The 17,796-nt window shown below is 66.6% G+C and carries 14 protein-coding genes and 1 tRNA gene; 9 read left to right on the top strand and 6 right to left on the bottom strand.

The genetic code is table 11. From position 1 onward, the window contains the following. Positions 1-35 precede the first annotated feature (35 nt). Together RM25_RS05840 and RM25_RS05835 are read right to left on the bottom strand one after the other, a co-directional pair. Positions 36-1,061 (bottom strand): hypothetical protein, encoded by a 1,026-nt coding sequence (locus RM25_RS05840; protein ID WP_013160896.1) that lies wholly within the window; start codon positions 1,059-1,061, stop codon positions 36-38. A gap of 258 nt (positions 1,062-1,319) precedes the next feature. Then, positions 1,320-1,481: a DUF5679 domain-containing protein gene (locus tag RM25_RS05835; RefSeq protein WP_013160897.1), complete on the bottom strand. Its 162-nt coding sequence runs from the start codon at positions 1,479-1,481 to the stop codon at positions 1,320-1,322. 436 nt (positions 1,482-1,917) lie between these two features. On the opposite strand from RM25_RS05835, the gene RM25_RS05830 reads away from it, so the two are divergent. Together RM25_RS05830 and RM25_RS05825 are read left to right on the top strand one after the other, a co-directional pair. Continuing rightward, a complete protein-coding gene (locus RM25_RS05830; RefSeq protein WP_013160898.1) occupies positions 1,918-2,565 on the top strand; it encodes a M48 metallopeptidase family protein in 648 nt (215 codons plus the stop codon). Between the two features lie 132 nt (positions 2,566-2,697). Continuing rightward, on the top strand, positions 2,698-3,699 hold the full coding sequence (locus tag RM25_RS05825) for an IS481-like element ISPfr17 family transposase (RefSeq protein WP_044636658.1): 1,002 nt from the start codon (positions 2,698-2,700) through the stop codon (positions 3,697-3,699). Here RM25_RS05825 and RM25_RS05820 read toward each other — a convergent pair. Then, a complete protein-coding gene (locus RM25_RS05820) occupies positions 3,696-5,081 on the bottom strand; it encodes a zinc-dependent metalloprotease (RefSeq protein WP_041704564.1) in 1,386 nt (461 codons plus the stop codon). The genes RM25_RS05825 and RM25_RS05820 overlap by 4 nt on opposite strands. A gap of 258 nt (positions 5,082-5,339) precedes the next feature. On the opposite strand from RM25_RS05820, the gene RM25_RS05815 reads away from it, so the two are divergent. The 3 genes from RM25_RS05815 (at position 5,340) to RM25_RS05805 (ending at position 10,035) form a co-directional block, all read left to right on the top strand. Then, positions 5,340-6,383: a YlbL family protein gene (locus RM25_RS05815; protein ID WP_013160901.1), complete on the top strand. Its 1,044-nt coding sequence runs from the start codon at positions 5,340-5,342 to the stop codon at positions 6,381-6,383. A gap of 116 nt (positions 6,384-6,499) precedes the next feature. Next, positions 6,500-7,099, top strand: coding sequence for a PPA1309 family protein (locus RM25_RS05810; RefSeq protein WP_013160902.1), 600 nt, complete (start codon positions 6,500-6,502; stop codon positions 7,097-7,099). After that, positions 7,096-10,035 (top strand): UPF0182 family membrane protein, encoded by a 2,940-nt coding sequence (locus RM25_RS05805; RefSeq protein WP_044636178.1) that lies wholly within the window; start codon positions 7,096-7,098, stop codon positions 10,033-10,035. Before RM25_RS05810 ends, RM25_RS05805 begins: the two co-directional genes overlap by 4 nt. 83 nt (positions 10,036-10,118) lie before the next feature. Here RM25_RS05805 and RM25_RS05800 read toward each other — a convergent pair whose 3' ends face one another. Then, positions 10,119-11,483 carry a M16 family metallopeptidase gene (locus RM25_RS05800; protein WP_013160904.1) on the bottom strand — a complete coding sequence of 455 codons (1,365 nt, stop codon included), beginning with the start codon at positions 11,481-11,483 and terminating at the stop codon, positions 10,119-10,121. Next, positions 11,480-12,700, bottom strand: a complete 1,221-nt coding sequence (locus tag RM25_RS05795) for a M16 family metallopeptidase (protein ID WP_044636177.1) — start codon at positions 12,698-12,700, stop codon at positions 11,480-11,482. Before RM25_RS05795 ends, RM25_RS05800 begins: the two co-directional genes overlap by 4 nt. Positions 12,701-12,868: 168 nt before the next feature. Here RM25_RS05795 and RM25_RS05790 point away from each other — a divergent pair, with 168 nt between their 5' ends. The 3 genes from RM25_RS05790 to bioB all read left to right on the top strand — a co-directional run bounded on the left by RM25_RS05790 (position 12,869) and on the right by bioB (position 15,878). Further along, positions 12,869-14,113, top strand: coding sequence for an alpha/beta fold hydrolase (locus RM25_RS05790; protein WP_013160906.1), 1,245 nt, complete (start codon positions 12,869-12,871; stop codon positions 14,111-14,113). A gap of 166 nt (positions 14,114-14,279) precedes the next feature. Continuing rightward, entirely contained in the window at positions 14,280-14,570 is a 291-nt protein-coding gene (locus tag RM25_RS05785; RefSeq protein WP_013160907.1) for a GNAT family N-acetyltransferase, read from the top strand. 162 nt (positions 14,571-14,732) lie between these two features. Continuing rightward, a complete protein-coding gene (gene bioB, locus RM25_RS05780; protein WP_044636176.1) occupies positions 14,733-15,878 on the top strand; it encodes a biotin synthase BioB in 1,146 nt (381 codons plus the stop codon). 102 nt (positions 15,879-15,980) lie between these two features. On the opposite strand, the gene RM25_RS05775 is transcribed toward bioB, so the two are convergent. Continuing rightward, positions 15,981-16,054: transfer RNA gene (locus RM25_RS05775), tRNA-Met, on the bottom strand. Between the two features lie 262 nt (positions 16,055-16,316). Here RM25_RS05775 and RM25_RS05770 point away from each other — a divergent pair. Further along, the gene (locus RM25_RS05770; protein WP_044636175.1) at positions 16,317-17,786 is read left to right on the top strand and encodes an ABC transporter substrate-binding protein; all 1,470 of its coding nucleotides are present in this window, start codon (positions 16,317-16,319) and stop codon (positions 17,784-17,786) included. The last annotated feature ends 10 nt before the right edge of the window (positions 17,787-17,796 follow it).

Here is a 17,796-nt window from a genome sequence, read left to right as displayed (position 1 = left end):
GCGCGGAGCCTCCGCACTTCGTGGAGGTCGACCCGTCAGGCGGCCGCTGTGCGCGTGCTCCGGCAGGACGACGACCCCGGGGCCATGACTGGCGTTCCGTCACGGCGCCGCCGGCGGTGAGCGGCAGCCATCGCCCCGCAGGCCGGGCACTCGGGATCGGGCATGTGGGGCTGCTCGACAGCACCGTCGGAGTGCAGCGTCGGCCAGATCGTGCGGGTGGTGCGGAAGGTGTCGACCGCCCGGCGGACCTGACTGGCGGCCCACGCGAGGTCGGAGTCGTCCGGTTCGGCGGGTGCCGCCGCCCGCCAGGCCTTCAGCGGCCTCGAGCCGCCCGCTGACCCGGCGCAGAGCATGCAGGCGGTCACCCCCGGGACAGAGATGCCCGAGACGATGGTCTGTCCCCGGTGCGCGGTGACCGACAGGTGCGGGGTGGCGGCCCGTGCGAGCAGCCAGCCCAACGCCGGATCGGGTTCACGTCGCGTGGTGGCGATGATCACGAGATCCAGTCCCTGCTCACCGGACTGCGTCCAGTGGAGGGGTCGCGGCTCCTTGGCCCGCTTCCGACGGGTGCTGAGCGGCTGCCTGCTGGCAACGGGTGGCAGGCACTCACCGAACAGTGTGAGGTCACCCAGGGCGGCCACGACGGGCGTCAATGCCTTGGCAAGTGGTCCTTCCCCGACCAGGCCCACGCGGATGCCCCGACCGGGCCCACAGGGGTCCACGGTTGCCAGGCCGTGAGCTCGCAGCTCGTCCAACAGCGCCCGGAAGGCTCGATCGTCGTCGGCGGAGAGCCCTGCTCGCGCTGCCGACATATCGCCGGTGCCGGCCAGTGTGCTGACCGCCCCTGCCAGGACGACTGCTCCGGGCCCCCGCAGCTCGACGGCCGCGTCGGCGTCGCCCACCAGCACGTAGTGATCGCCGGCCAGCTCCTCCACCCGGCAGCCCACCAGTCGCAGCCCGGCGGGAGGCGGCGGTGCGACGGGGGCGGTGACGAGTCGCAGTGTGGGAGCCGAGTCCTGACGGGGCGGTGGAGCGGTCCGACGGTCGGGTGCGGGGGTCATGGCATGGACTATGGCAGCCGGGGGAGGGCCGATCAGCCATGTGGCGGGAACGGACCACACCGACGGGTGTCGGGACGACACGATGCCGGTCCGGGACAACACCGCATGCCGACCTCAGCCGGGCCCGGGACAACACCGCATGCCGACCGCACAACCGCCATGCGGGCCCGCACGATCCCCGGACCACACGGGGAACAAGAGAACGGGCCTCCCGGCATCTTGATGCCGGGAGGCCCGTTCGAAGTAGGGAAGTGTGAATCAGGCCTTGCCGAGGATTCGGTTCAGGTTGGTGCCACACACCGGGCACTTGGCCTTGGCCATGCGGGTGCCCTTGGCGTTCACCACGACATTGCCCTTGGCCTCACGCTTGGCCTTGCACTTCACACAGTAGAACTCACCTTCATAAGTCTCTTCTGCCACAGTTGTTCCTCCCAAAAAGTTGACTGGGGCCGTCATGCTCCGAGGAACATTGAGGCCTGCGTTCAGCACAACTCTAGTCACACGGGGGAAGCGGATCGGGTTCACGGCACCCGGGGAAGGCCCCCGGCGGGCCGATCAGGTCGGCTGATAACGGTTCGGGAACGCGGTATGCGTCGTCCGCGTTGACACCCGGGCCACACGCCCCCAGGACAGAGGAAACCCCCGGATCCGCCAAATGCCTTCCCCTGCATATGGCTGAAACCGGGGGCTTCACCAACAATCTAACGGTGTGGTGCGACGATCGTCAACCTGCCCTGCGCGCCTTGTCAGCCGGCAGTTGGTCCCCGGGTGGGGCCCCGGTGCGTGCCACGGCTCGACGTGGTGTCGAGCCGGCAGGCCATGGAGTTGGTGCGCCGGGCGTGGCTACTCTTGAGCGGTGCATCCCAGCAAGGCCGTGCCCGCTGCCCATGGCACCCAGTCCGCCCATGGCACCCAGTCCGTCCATGGCACCGGGTGCCGCGCAGACATGGTGGTACCGCCGCCGGCCGGCGTGGAGCTGCCCGAGGGCGTCCACCAGGTGGTGGTGCGTCGTAGCGAACGCCGGCGCCGGACCGTGGCAGCCCGGCGAGAGGGTGATCGCATCGTCGTGATGCTCCCGGCCCGCATGAACCATGCCGAGCAGGAGCACTGGGTCGCGCAGATGGTGACGAAGGTGGCCGCCCGGACACCGTCGCGTGGTCCGCTTGCCGGTGACGACGACCTGGCGCGCCGTGCCGACACCCTGTCGGTGCGTTACCTGCAGGGCCGTGCCCGCCCGAGCTCGGTGCGGTGGGTCTCCAATCAGCGCTCCCGGTGGGGATCCTGCACCCCGGCCGACGGCACCATCCGGCTGTCGGACCGGTTACGGGCGATGCCAACGTGGGTGATCGACTATGTGCTGCTCCACGAGCTCGTGCACCTGCTGCACCCGGACCACTCGTCGGCGTTCCATGAGCTCCTGGCGCACTACGAGCGGGCTGAGCGGGCACGTGGCTTCCTCGAGGGGTGGAGCGCCTCCGAGATGTCGCAGACATCCGGAGACTGAACCCCGGGCGCACCCGGTGGCGAGTTCTGGCCTAGTTGTACTTCCCCGGGAGGTTGTGAACGGGTGAGGTAGCGAAGACCTCCGGGCAGGATGTGGGTTACCACACTCACTCTCCTGACCACGGAGGTCTTCGTGACTCACGCTAACGCACCCTTGACACCGGAAGGGCGTCGTCGTCTTGCTGTTCTCGTCGTGGAACAGGGCTGGTCGTTGCGGCGGGCGGCGGAACGGTTCCAGTGCTCGCCCGCGACGGTGAAGCGGTGGGCCGACAGGTACCGGGCAGGGCTGCCGTTGATCGACCGTAGTTCGAGGCCCACCTCGTCACCGAACCGGCTTTCGCGTAAGACGGAGCATCGGATCGTCGCGTTGCGGTTCACTCGCCGGTGGGGTCCGCACCGGATCGCGTATCACCTGCGGTTGCACCGTTCCACGGTCGGTCGGGTGCTCGCCCGATACAAGATGCCGAAGCTGATCAACATCGACCAGGCCACCGGGCTGCCGGTTCGCCGCCCGAAGCCGACACGGTACGAGGTCGCCGCGCCGGGCCAGCTCGTGCACGTAGATATCAAGAAACAAGGCCGGATCCCCGACGGCGGCGGGTGGCGTGCCCACGGTCGCGGATCCATGCAGGACCGTCACGCGGGAGTGGCCCGCGACAAGGCAGCCCGTGCCGGGGCAGCCGGCTCTCGCGGCTACCGGTATCTGCACCACGCCGTGGACGACCACTCCCGGATCGCGTACTCAGAGATCCTTGACGACGAGCGCAAAGAGACCGCAGCGGGGTTCTGGACCCGCGCGAACGCGTTCTTCGCAGGCCTGGGCGTCACAGTCACCGCGGTGATGACCGACAACGGTTCCTGCTACCGGTCAGGCGCCTTCGCTGACGCGCTCGGCGACGAGGTGAAGCACAAGTGGACCCGGCCATACCGGCCGCAGACCAACGGCAAGGTCGAGCGGTTCAACCGAACCCTCGCCGTCGAGTGGGCCTACGCGAAGCCCTACGCCAGCGAAGCCGAGCGCGCCGCAGCCTACGAGACCTGGCTCCATCACTACAATCACCACAGACCCCACACCGGGATCGGCGGCCAGACTCCCTCAGCCCGCGTTCACAACGTCACGGGGAAGTACACCTAGTGGTCGGTCGGGCCCGGCGTATCGCCGCTTCCCCGGGAATCCGGATCAGCCGGGCCGTCGTCATGCCTGTCCTGCTCGAGCAGGCGGGCCAGATCGTCATCCCAGTCGCGGGTCTGGTCCTCGTCGCGCTCCCCGCTGCTGAACCCGATCGGATCGTCCAGGTCGGCTGTCGTGGGAATCAGGTCAGGGTGGGCCCACACCGCGTCGCGACCCTCGGGGCCGCGGGCCGCCTGCACGGCCTGCCACAGCCGCTGGGCATCGCGCACCCGGCGCGGACGCAGTTCCAGGCCGACCAGGGAGCCGAACATCTTCTCCGTCGGCCCGCCGGTTGCCCGGCGTCGGCGGATGACCTCCATGAGTGCTTCCTCGTGGCTGAGCCAGCTCGCGGCAGCCTCATGGGCGACCGTGTCGACCCAGCCCTCAACCAGTGCCAGGAGCGTCTCCAGCCGTCCCAGCACCTCCTCCTGCTCCGGAGTGCGGGTGGGGGTGAACAGGCGTCCCTGGAGCTGCTTGGACAACTCCTGCAACTTGTCGGGAGTCAGCCCGGCCATCGAATCGGGATCGATCACCTCGCCCAGTGCCGCCATGTCAATCGTGATGCCGCGCGCATAGTGCTCGATCAACGCCAGGAGCTGCGGGCCGAGCCACGTGACGCGGGCGAACAGGCGCTGACGGGCGGCCTCGCGCAGCGTCAGGTACATGAGCACGTCCTCGTCGGGCAGCTCAAGGCCACGCACGAAGGCATTGGCGTTGGTGGGCAGCACCACCACGCGGGGCTTGCTCAGCAGTTGGACGCCCAACTCGGCACCGGTGAGCACATCGGCCGCGACCTTGCCGATCGCCTCGGACAGCTGGGCGGCATACATCTGCCCGGCCGCGCCACGAAGGATCGGGCCGAGCATGCCCGACAACTGGGCCAGCTCGGGGGCATCGGCCATCGCCTGACCGCCCATCGCCTTCGACATCGCGTCGGCGATCGCCGTCACGATCGGCTCAACGATCGCTCGCCAGGAATCCATGGTGTCGTCGACCCACTGCGCCCTGCTCCAGGGTTCCGCCGGGGCGTCGGCTGGGGCAAAGGTCGTCACCGGATCAAGCCACGATTCGGCCAGCCGGTCGGCGTCGGCCAGCTGTGCCCTCTGCGTCTGGGTGGGACTCGGATCGGGCCCCAGCGATGCGACCACGTGGCGTGCCGCCTGCTTGGTCGCATCCCAGTCGATGCCCGTTGATGAATCAGTATGCGCCGCGGCCTGCGACATGGCCTGTTGGAACTGGCCCATCATGGCGTTGAGGTCCAGCCCCTGCGCGGGCACATTCAGTCCCATGCGCCGCAGCAATTCGCTGAGCGGATCCTGGCCGGGATCGTCATCGCCGGGTCGCATCGTGTTCTCATCACTCATGACAGGCTCCTCGATCGTGCGCAGCGCGCCCGCGGGCACTCCCACTGCTCTTGTCCCCATTCAAGCGCACCCACCCAAGCCCGTTACACACGGCCGGGATCAACCCGACCATGGCGGGGGATTCATCCGGAATCGCCCCGTGCGGGGGAATTGGTCACGCATCGACGCTCCCCGCTCAGCTAAACTCATCGCCATGTCAGGTCCCAGGGGCACAACCGGCGATGGTGCCGTGATGTCCGCATGACCCGTAACACCCGCACGGCGATCGTCGCAGCACTGTGCTTCGTGTTGTTGGCAGGCGCCGTCACCCTGATCCCGATTCCCTTCGTGGCCTGGAGTCCCGGGGTCACCTACAACCTTTTGGGTGCGCAGGGCGGCGAGCCGGCCGTGCAGGTCAGCGGTGCCGAGACGAGCCCCACCGATGGTCAGCTGCTGTTGTCCACCGTGGCCGCCACCAAGTCCGACTCACATCTCACCCTGCCCGAGGCCCTGGCCAATTACCTGCTGCCCTTCCACAATGTGATGCCCCGCGACTGGATCTACCCGGTGGGGATGAGTGCCTCTGAGCTGACCCAGCAATCCGCCGACGAGATGGACACCTCGCAGCGCAATGCGACGGTTGCTGCGCTGCGTGCCGCCCACATACCGGTGCAGGAGAATGCGGTGATCGATTCGGTGTCCAGCGGGGGACCCGCCTACGAACTGCTGCAGGCCGGCGACGTCATCGACACCGTCAACGGCAAGATCGTCTCGGCTGCCTCCGATGTGACCAACATCATCAAGGACGTCAGCATCGGCGACACCATCGAATTCGGGATCACCCGCAATGGAGCGGTCATGAAGGTGCAGGTGACCACCCAGGCCAGCGCCTCGGACCGCAGCGTGCCGCGCGCGGGCATGACCCTGCGCGACGGATACCAATATCTCCCTCAGGTGCAGTTCACGATCGACCCCGACATCGACCAGCCGCGCGACGGCCTGGTGCTGGCACTGGCGGTGTACGAGCTCGTCTCACCCACCGACCTCGCCCAGGGCCGCACGATCGCGGCAACCGGCACGATCGATCCCTCGGGCACCGTGGGGGCCACTTCCGGGGTTGAGGAGAAGCTGCGCAGCGCCGAGCGGGGTGGGGCCACTGTCTTCCTCGTCCCGGCCGGGAACTGTTCGGAAACCCAGCAGGTGAAGACCAGCCTCGACCTGGTGAAGGTGAACAAGCTCGACGATGCCATCACCTCACTCGAGTCGCTGGCCCGGGGCGATATGAACGGCGTGCCGCGCTGTTGATGAAGCCCGCAGCCGTGACGGCACCCCAGATCCGCCGCGTCGGGCCCCCGGCAGCAACCAGACAGAAGCGATGCGACAGCAATGTCGACACAGCACAACCAACGAACAGGACGAGGATGAACCAACCACGTGATGCGGCGGGCGAGTTGTCCGACGGTGAGGAGCGGGCCGAGGCCCGCGATGACCAGCACGATGCTCTGGACAGGCTGAGCGCCGCACTGGTGGAGATCGAGCGCTTCGTGGCACGTTCCGGGTGGGACCAACCCTCTCGATTGTTCGCCCTGGTTCCCACCGCTGAACTGCTTGCCGCCGAGCCGGCACTGGGAGACCAGCTGGTGGTCAACACCGCTGACCAGCTCTCCTCGGTCGAACAGGATGACTTCCATCCCGGCTCCGACCTGCTCGAGGGGCTGGCCACGATCGGGTGGCCCGACACCGTTGCGGGGGCCGCGATCACCACCGAGCGCACCTTCCTGCCCGCGGACGTGGAGGACCAGATTCCCGATGATCCTGACAAGGCCGCGGAATTCGTCGCAACGCACCCCCGCCACGAGGAGATCCGGGTGGTCGTTGGCGTCATGCGTGACGGCACCCACTACGGTGTGGCACGGTTGGCGAGCAAGCCGGATGACTTACTTGCCGGGGACAATCTTGTTCCGGCGCTGACCAGCGCACTGGCACGAACCTTCCACTGGGGGGAGAACGAGGAATCGTGAATCGCTCACACAGGTCCGCGGCCAATAGGGCGCGCAACCCACAGCAGAAGTCCACGCGCCGCAGGAGCGCCCTTGGCATCACACTCGTGGTGCTGGTGGCGATCATCGCCGCGTGGTGGCTGGTCACCGAGGTGGTGACCGACTGGCTGTGGTTCCGTCGGCTGTCCTTCCAGCAGGTCTTCACCACGCGGATGATCACTGCGGTGGCCCTGTTCCTGGCCAGCGCGGTGCTGATGGCCGTGGTCTGCGCGGTCACCATGGCGATCGCCTGGCGACGACGGCCCGACAAGCCGGCACCGCTGGAATCCGATGTGCTCGACCACTACCGGCAGGCGCTGGCACGGCGCACCCGGCTGGTGATCGCCCTTCCCTCGATCGTGATCGGCGTCATCGCGGGCGCCGTCGCCACCACGCACGTGGACGACGTCCTGCTGTTCATCAACCGCACGCCGTTCGGCCAGCGTGACGCCTATTTCAACAAGGACGTCTCGTTCTACACGTTCACCCTCCCCTTCCTGCAGTTCGTGCTCGGCATGGTGCTCGCCACGTTGATCGTGGGCACGATCGTCGCGGCGATCGTGCACCTGATCACCGGGTCCCTGCACGCCTCACCCGTGCGCTTCCGTGGTCCCCTGCCGGGCACGCCTGGCGGCGAGCCGCCCCGCGTGGAGGTGCACAATCCCTTCGGGATGGCAGCGCAGGTGCACCTGTCGATCATGTTTGGTCTGATTCTGGTCGTCTACGGAGTGCAACAGCTCTTCGCGCGCTATGAATTCGCCATCTCCGACAACGACACCCTGTTCACCGGCATCGGCTACACCGATGACCACGCCCGGATCACTGCACGGCTGATCGTGGCGATCATCGCCTTCATCTGCGCCGCGATGTTCTTCGCCAACGCCAGGCTGCGCGCGTGGCGCGTCCCCGGCACGGCGATCATCCTCATGGTCGTGTCGAGCCTGCTCATCCAGGGCATCTATCCGGCGGTCATCCAACGCTTCGACGTGCGCCCGAGCGAGCCCGACCGTGAGCGCCCCTATATCCAGAACCAGATCGCCGCCACCCGGCAGGCCTACGACATCGACGATGTGTCCATCACGGACTATTCGGCGAAGACCGACGTCAGCCAGGGCCAGCTCAAGTCTGATGCCGAGGCGTTGCCGGCCATTCGCCTGATGGACCCGGCGATCATTGCGCCGACCTTCGAGCAACTGCAGCAGGTGCGCGGCTTCTACACCTTCCCCAATGTGCTCGATGTTGATCGCTATGAGATCGACGGCAAGAAGACCGACACCGTCGTCGCGGCGCGCGAGATTGACATCAACGGCCTGCCCGACCAGAGCTGGAACAACATCCACACGGTCTACACCCATGGCTTCGGCATGGTGGCCTCCTACGGATCACGTGCCCAGGCCAACGGCGAACCGGAGTGGATCGAGTGGGACATTCCTCCCCAGGGCAAGCTCAACGAGCAACAGCCACGCATCTACTTCGGTGAGAAGCAGAACCAGTATGTGATTGCCGGAAACGTCGAGGGCGCCGATCCGGTGGAGCTGGACACCCCGGGCGGCAACACCGCCGGTGGCGAGCAGCACTCCACCTACACCGGGACCGGTGGCGTGCCGATCGGCAATCCCATCACGCGTGCCATGTACGCGACGAAGTTCGGCGACATGAACCTGCTGCTGTCGGGCAGGGTGAACCAGAACTCGCAGATCCTGTACAACCGCACGCCCCAGGAGCGGGTCAAGGCCGTGGCCCCCTGGCTGACGGTCGACCAGGACCCGTACCCGGCCGTCGTGGACGGGCGCATCGTGTGGATCGCGGACGCCTACACCAGCACCGCCAACTACCCGAACAGCCAGCACATCAACATGCAGGACACCATCTCCGACTCGGCGAGCAGCTGGCGCCAGGGCACCGACACCAAGCAGGTCAACTACGTGCGCAACTCGGTGAAGGCAGTGGTCGACGCCTATGACGGCAGCGTGAAGCTGTACGCGTGGGACACCTCTGACCCGATCCTGAAGACCTGGGAGAAGGCCTTCCCGGGAGTGCTGACGGACAAGAGCCAGGCATCGCCCGAGCTGCTGTCGCACCTGCGCTATCCGCAGGACCTGTTCAAGGTGCAGCGTCAGATCCTCGGGCGCTACCACATGACTGATCCGGGCAACTGGTACAACCAGTCGGACCTGTGGGTGGTGCCGGCCGATCCGCGTGACAAGAGCGGCAAGGCCGAACCTCCCTACTACCTGTCCATCAAGTGGCCGGGGGATGCGGCCCCGGTGTTCAGCCAGACCGCTGTCTATGTGCCCAACAAGCGCGAGAACATGGGCGCCTACATGTCGGTGGTCGCCGATACGTCCAATCCTGATTACGGCAAGATCCGCGTGCTGAGGCTGTCGGACACCCAGCAGGTTCCGGGGCCGAACCAGACCTACAACGCCATTTCCTCCGACCAGTCCGTTGCCGACCACCTGCTGCCCTTCGTGGGACAGGGTGGCAGTGGTTCTGCCGACGCGTTGTACGGAAACCTGCTGACTCTGCCGCTCGGTGATGGACTGATCTACATCGAGCCGATCTACACCCAGCGCAAGGATTCCTCGGCCGGCAGCTACCCGGTGTTGCGCTTCGTCGTGGCCCGCTACGGGACCCACATCGGTATCGGGACAACGCTGCAGGAGGCGCTGGACACCGTCTTCGGTGGAAATGCCGGAGCAAGCACCGGTGAGAACGCCCAGCCCGGGCAGGCCGGGGCAACCCAGCAGGTCCCGGCCACCGGTGAGGAGGCCGTGAAGGCGAATCTCCAGGCGGCCAATGACGCCTTCTCCGCGGCCGACAAGGCGCTCAAGGCGGGGGACCTGGCCACCTACCAGTCCCAGATGCAGGTTGCCCAGGCCAAGGTGAGCGAGGCCATGGCGGCCGCCGGCGGCTGATCCGCCAGCATCGCGTCAACGTGAAATCCCCCGGTAGCCAACGCTGCCGGGGGATTTCACGTGCGGGCGCGGCCCGCGGTCGGTCACAGGATCGGGGCGAACGGCTCCACCCGGAAGCCATCGGCCTCCAGCGGGCCGACCAGCTGCCCGGCATCACCGCAGATCACCATGCGCAGGGTGTGCTCGCGGACTGACCGCGAGACGAGCGCATCGAAGGCCTCGTTGGCCTGGTCGGTGGTGGTGGCCGCGATACCGCGATTGACCTGATTGATCCAATCAGGGGAGAACCCGCGAGCCGCCAGGGCTCCCGCCTGCCCGACGATCGCGCCGGCGGTGTCGTAACGCAGTGGGGCGATCGCAATGAGGGAGTCGATGGCAGAACTGACCTCCTCGTCGCGGAGCGGATGGCCGTCCAGGTCCAACTGGTCGAGGGCCTCGCGACAGGCTGCGGCGACCACCTCGTTGCGGATGCTCGCCGACGACCCGAAGGCGCTGTTGAAGCGGCTTGCCGACAGCGACGCCGACACGCCGTAGGTGTATCCGAGCCGTTCGCGCAGGCTCAGGTTGAGTCGGCTGCCGAAGGCCCCACCGACGGCTTCGGTGGCCACCTGCAGGGCGGACCACTGGGGGTCGTCGTGTGCGGGGCCGACCAGTCCGAAGCTCACATCGGCGGCCACCGAGCCCGGACGATCGATGACGCGTACCGGGGCTCCGCCGGCGCGGGCCCGTGGTGCCCCGGCGTTGCTGCGCGAGCCGATGGACGGCCACCGCGAGAAGACCTCCGCGGTCCGGTCCACGAGTCCGTCGGGTAGGTCACCGGCCAGGATCAGCGTGCTTCCGTCAGGGCGCCACCACCGGTCATGGAAGGCCCGGACCTGTGTCGCGTCCAGCCCGGCGATGCTCTGCGCCGTTCCGGTGCTCGGCAGGGCATGCCGGGTGCCGGCCGTCCACAGGGCCTGTCGCATGCCCACCGAGGCCATGGATCCCGAGCTGGCGCGCATCTGCTCGATCTCGGTGAGCGCCAGGGTGCGATGGCGTTCGACGTCGCGTTCCTCATAGGCGGGGGTGCGCACGATCTCCGACAGCAGGTCGACGGCCTGATCGGCGTAGGGTGCCGCCACGTCAATGCCACAGCGTGTGGCCCAACGGGCCGCACCGCCGTCGTATTCGGCGCCGATCGACTCAATGCGCTCGGCCAGTGCATTGCCCGGGTGGGCCACCGTGCCCTCGTCGGAACAACGCAGGGCGAGCGTGGCGACGCCCTCGTGCCCGGTCGGTTCGTCGCTCAGGGCGACATCGAAGACGAGTTCCATGCTCAACACGTACTGCCCGGGGAGCTGGTAGGCCCAGATCGTCATCCCGTTGTCGAGGGTGCGCATCTGGGGCAGGGGGAACTGCCATTCCCGCCGGATACCGAGTTCGGGTCGGGAGATCTGGTGGTAGCTCATCGAGCCTCCTGTGCGTTGTAGATGAGCACCGACCGGTGCTCGGGAGCCAACCAGTGGCGTGCAGCGGCGGTGATGTCCTCGGCCGTGATCGCATGGATGGTTCCCAGCAGGGTGTTGATCTGGCCGGGATCGTCGAGCAGGCAGCCCATCGAGCTGATCTCGTCGGCCCGTTCGTCCACGCTCGCCAGGCGGCTGAGCCACGATCGGTCGAAGCCCGCATTGATGCGGTCGATCTCGGCCTGGTCGGGTCCCTCGTCGCACAGTCGGGCGACTTCGCTGACCAGGGCCTCGGAGACCTCCTCGGTGCTGTGCCCCGGAGCCACCCGTGCAGAGAGCACCGCCAGGGAGACACCGCGCGACAGGCTGAAGTCGCCGGCGCCCACCGAATCGGCGATCTGCGTCTGGCGCACCAGCAGGTCGGGCAGCCTGCTCGACTGACCGGATGCCAACACCGCCAGCGCCTGCTCAACCACCAGGTGGTCACGCTCGGCATAGGCCGGCGTCCGCCAGCACAGGTGCACCATCGAGCTGGGCGCGGGGCGCGTCACCTCCAGCGTCGGGACGCCCTCATGGCGCGGCAGCCCGCGGGAGGGTTGGCGATCCACCGGACCCGGGTCCAGGTCCCCCAGGTAACGGCGGACCGAGGCCAGGGCCTGCTGCGGGTCGACCGGCCCGCTCAGCGTGAGGAAGGCGTTGTTTGGTCGGTAGAAGCGCGCGAAGAAGGCCCGTGCCTGATCGGGGGTGGCTGCGTCAAGGTCGGCCATGGATCCGATCGGCAGGTGCCCGTAGGGATGGTCCTGCGGGAAGTTCAACTCGATCATCAGGTCTTGCAGATCGCCGTAGGGCACATTGTCGTAGCGCTGGCGCTTCTCCTCCTTGACCACCTCACGCTGGGTTGCGAAGCTCTCATCGCTGATGGTGAGACTGCCCAGCCGATCGCCCTCCAGCCACAACGCCAGGTCAAGTGCACCCGGGGGCACCGTCTCGAAGTAGTTGGTGCGGTCGAATGACGTCGTGGCATTCGCCGAGCCGCCGATCGACTCGAGCAGTGACAGGTGCTCACTGGCGGCCACCTGCGCGGATCCGGTGAACATGAGGTGCTCGAACAGGTGGGCGAAACCGGTGGCGCCGGGTTGTTCATCGGCTGATCCGACGCGGTACCAGATGTTCAGCGCCTCTCCCGGCGCAGTGGGGTCGTGGTTGATGACCACGTGCATGCCGTTGTCAAGGGTGTGACGTGACAGGCGGTAATCAAGCTCAATGGGCGACACGCTAGTCAGTCTATGAGTGCGACAAGTTCGTGGCAGGTCGCCGGTGACGCGTCGGGACGCGCCTATTTCTCCGGGGCCCTGTCGTGGGCGCGGTCCGGCCCCTAGCCTTGGGGCATGACATGGCAGCACAGTATCCCCGGCTTGATGACCCGTTCGATTCGCGTCGACGTGCCACTGGACCACATCAACGTGCTCGACGGACGACGGCTGTCGATCTTCGCCCGCGTCGTGGCACTACCCGGGGGCACCGGCCGGCCCTATCTGCTGTTCCTGCAGGGCGGGCCCGGCCATGAGTCCCCCCGGCCAAGCCTCGATCCACCCACCCCGGCCTGGTTGCCCCGGGCTCTGGAGGACTACCAGCTGGTCTTCCTCGACCAGCGCGGCACGGGGTTGTCCGATCCGGTGAGCGAGCCCATCGGTGCCCCGCAGGACCAGGCGGAGTACCTGAGCCACATGCGGGCCGATGAGATCGTCGCCGATTGCGAGGACCTGCGCGAGGAGTTGGGCGTCGAGTCCTGGGCGGTGCTCGGCCAGTCCTTCGGCGGGTTCACGGCACTGCACTATCTGTCGACCCATCCCGATGCGATCTCGGCCGCCTATTTCACCGGTGGGCTACCGCCGGTGGGTCGTTCCGCCGACGACGTGTACACAGCCACCTACCGCGAGCTCGCCGCGAAGTCCCGGGCGTTCTACCAACGTTTCCCCTCCGATCGGGACCGCATGCGCCGGCTGGTCGGACTGGCCGAGCAGGAGGCCATCCACACGCCCAACGGCGATGTCGTGGGGCCCTCACGGATCCGCTCCCTGGGCCACCTGCTCGGAGCCTCAGGGGGCGCCGAGCGGTTGCACTACCTGCTGGAGAACGATCCGGGATCTCGGGTCTTCCGCTACGACCTGGCCGACGCACTGAGCTTCGGGGGACGCAATCCTCTCTATACGGTGATCCACGAGTCGTCATTCGCGGACGGGGGCGTCACCGGCTGGTCGGCGGCTCGCGTCCTGCCCGATCAGTTCCGCCAGGACACCAGCCTGTTGACCGGTGAACACGTCTTTCCCGAGTGGTTCGACGAGGATTCGTCGCTGCGCCCCTGGCGTGAGTGTGCGGGTATCATCGCCGACCGGGCCTGGCCGCGACTGTACGACGCGCGGGCGCTGCAGGCCGTGGAGGCTCCGTGCGCCGCAGCGATCTACGTGAATGATGCCTATGTGCCCTTCGAGTTCTCGATGCAAACGGCGGCCCTGATCCCCACGATGCACCCCTGGGCGACCAGCCAGTATGAGCACAACGGCTCAAATGCCTCCGGCGGGGCGGTACTTGATCGACTCATCAGGCTCGCCAGGGGCGAGATCGCCAGGTGAGTGCCGACGTCTGCCCGGTGCGCTCCCACGGGTCCGGAATCCGCAGGCCCGCCCGGGTGTTGCACAGACAACGTCGTTGCGTTTGACGAATCCATCCACCATGGGTGGGTCCGCCGATTCGAAGGGCGACCCACCGTGGGTGCGCCGACTGGGGGGAGACACCATCATGAGTGATGACACGAGTGTGACGATCACCAACAACGAGGCCCAGGGTCGCTACGAGGCCCGGGTGGACGGCGAGCTGGCGGGGATCCTTGAATACCAGCTGGGCGAGGGCATCGTCCTGTTCCCGCACACCGAGGTGCATCCGCAGTTCGGCGGGCGGGGGATCGGCGCGCAGCTCGCGTCCCGGGCGGTGCGTGAGGCGGCGGACAAGGGCCTGTCGATGATCCCGGCCTGCTGGTTCGTCCGCGGCTGGATCGACAAGCACCCGGAGTTCGCGGGCTACGTGAAGTAGCACCCGGCAGGTGGCGGACGTCTTGTTCCCGGACTTCATTGAACAGTGTTAAGTGATTCATTGTAGGCTTCTCGCGAATGCGCGAAGAGGGTCATTCCACGGGCGCACGGTGCTCCGTGGCCCTCATCGCGGGCGTATGCGCCCATGAGATGAGGAAGTCCAATGGATCTGGAACAGATGACCGCCACCGCCATGCGTGGGACGTCGATCACCCGCGACGAGGCACTGGAGGTGTTGGCGGCCGATGACGCCGAGACGCTGTCGATCGTCGCCGCTGCCGGGAAGGTGCGTCGTCGTTTCTTCGGCCGTGGCGTGCGGCTGAATTACCTGGTCAGCCTGAAGTCGGGCATGTGCCCGGAGAATTGCTCCTATTGTTCCCAGTCGTTGGGTTCGGATGCCGACATCCTGCGCTACACCTGGCTCACCGATGACCAGGTGCACGAGGCGGTCGAGATGGGTGTGTCGCATGGTGCCTCCACCGTCTGCTTGGTCGCCTCGGGGAGGGGGCCGTCACGTCGCGAGGTGGCCAAGGTGGCGGGCATTGTCGCCCGCATCCACGCCGAACATCCGGGGCTGCACATCTGCACCTGCCTGGGCTTCCTCGATGACGACAAGGCCGAGCAGCTGGCTGCGGCCGGGTCTGATCGCTACAACCACAACCTCAACACCGCCGAGGAGCACTATTCCGACATCTGCTCCACCCACAGCTATGCCGATCGGGTCAACACGGTGCAGACCGCCCAGCGGGCCGGCATCAGCGCCTGCTCCGGCCTCATTGCGGGGATGGGGGAGACCGACGAGGAACTCGTGGAGGTGGCCTTCGCACTGCGGGAGCTCGGCGCCGAGTCGGTGCCGGTGAACTTCCTGCTTCCCTTCGAGGGCACGCCGCTGCATTCCCACCGGGAGCTCACCCCGCAGCGGTGCCTGCGCATCCTGTCGATGATGCGCTTGGTCCACCCCGACAGTGAGCTCCGCTCGGCGGCCGGACGGGAATACCACGTTCGCACCCTGCAGCCGTTGGTGCTGGAGGTGTGCAATTCCATCTTCCTGGGTGACTACTTGACCAGCGAGGGGCAGACCGGCAATGACGACCTGTCGATGATTCGCGACGCGGGCTTCCACATCGTCGACGCCAGTGATGGGGACGGCGGGATCTGCTTCGGCCGGGGCAACCACGAGCGGGCCCGCCAGGCAGTGGAAGAGGAACTGGACGGGCTGCGCGCGGCGCAGTCCCATGACAGGTTGGATGGGGACGGGGTCCCGATCCGGTTGCGCGGGGCCGGTACCGCCCGGGTGCCGAACGTGTGAGTCGATGAGTACTGGGACACCGGCACGACTGGGACACCGGCACGGAGGATGTCCGGGACATGCAAAATGGTCCTGGTCAATTATGACCAGGACCATTATTCGTAGCGGGGACAGGATTTGAACCTGTGACCTCTGGGTTATGAGCCCAGCGAGCTACCGAGCTGCTCCACCCCGCGTCGCCTGTTCAACATTACAGACAAGCTTCAGGAAAACCAAATGGGCGCTTCCTTCCCGGTCCACAGGGATGCCGGGAGGGTGTGGCCGCGGCACTTGTGCCACCGGGCCCTGCTCGGCGCGCCGAGTACGCACAGGCGGTAGCATTCATGCCGTCTTTCGCACAGCCTGCCCCACCGTGGGGCGGGCCGATCCACTAGGAGAAGACACATGGGATTCAGGGTTGGCCGTCGTCCCCTCATAGGGGCAGTTCTCGCCGGGTCGATGGCAACACTCGTGGGCTGTTCCACCTCGGGTAGCGGCAGTGGAGCCTCCAGCCAGGCCCACAATCTGGTGATCGGCACGTCGGTGGCTCCCAATGCACTGGATCCGTCGACCAACAGCGCGGCCGCCATTCCGCAGGCGCTGCTCTACAACGTCTACGAGACGCTCGTGAAGCTCGACAACAACGGCGCTATCAAGCCGCTGCTGGCCACGAAATGGGAACAGTCTGATGACGGGCTCACCTACACCTTCAACCTGCAGCCCCAGGCAAAGTTCGCCAGCGGCGCCGCAGTCGATGCCAACGCCGTCAAGACCTCCTTCGACCGGGTGATGACCGAGCCCAAGATCACCTCGGCCATCAAGCAGCAGATTGCCCCGATGGCAGCCGTCAACGTCAAGGACCCCACGACGGTGGAGGTGGTGCTGTCGCAGCGGTCGAACAACTGGCTCTACTACATGGCCCAGGCAGCCGGCATCGTCTACGACCCCACCAAGATCAACGACATCGACAAGCAGCCGGCCGGTTCGGGTCCCTTCGAGATGAAGGAGTGGCACCAGAACGAGTTGGTTACCCTCAAGCGGGCCGGGTCATATTGGGGCACCCCCACGAAGTTCGACGAGGTGACCTTCAAGAGCTTCACCGACCCCAACGCGGAGAATGCCGCGATGAGCAGCGGGGACCTGGACATCATCTCGAATGTGCAGGCCCCCCAGGCACTGAGCCAGTTCAACGACACGAGCAAGTACACGATCCTGGACGGCACCACCAATTCCGAGGTGGTGATGGGCTTCAACCACCAGAAGGATGCCTTCCAGGACATCCGGGTGCGCCAGGCGATCAACTATGCGATCAACCGTGGTGACCTATTGAAGACGGTGGCGGCCGGCCATGGCACGCTGATCGGGTCGATGGTCCCTCCCACCGATCCCTGGTACGAGGACTTGTCCAATACCTACGGCTACGACCCCGATAAGGCCCGCCAGCTGCTGAAGGACGCCGGCCACGAAAACAACCTGACGTTGGCGCTGCGCGTGCCCACGCTGCCCTATGCGACGGCCTCGGCGACCTTCGTGGCCAGCGCCCTGAAGGATGTCGGAATCACCGTCAATGTCGACCAGCTCGACTTCACCCGGTGGATCGACGAGGTGATGACCAAGAGCAACTACGACCTCACGATCGTTGGGCATGCCGAGGGTCGCGACATCATCAAGTGGGCCGAGCCGGGCTACTACTGGCACTACAACAATCCGGACTTCCAGAAGCTCATCGCCGAGGCAGAGACCGGTCCGTCCGATGAACAGGTGGGCCTCATGAAGCAGGCGGCCAGGATCCTGGCCACCGACGCCGTCGCCGATTTCCTCTATCTGTTGGCGAACCTCGTGGTGACGCGGGCCGATCTTGAGGGAGTGCCCAAGAACTTGACGTCCAGCAGCTTCGACATCACGTCGATCTCATCGAAGAACTTCTGAGGCTCTGTGC

Origin of the sequence: Propionibacterium freudenreichii subsp. freudenreichii (genome assembly GCF_000940845.1) — a bacterium.
Lineage (GTDB): Bacteria > Actinomycetota > Actinomycetes > Propionibacteriales > Propionibacteriaceae > Propionibacterium > Propionibacterium freudenreichii.
The sequence above is the reverse complement of the archived record's forward strand: the minus strand, read 5'-3'. Positions and strand labels throughout refer to the sequence as shown.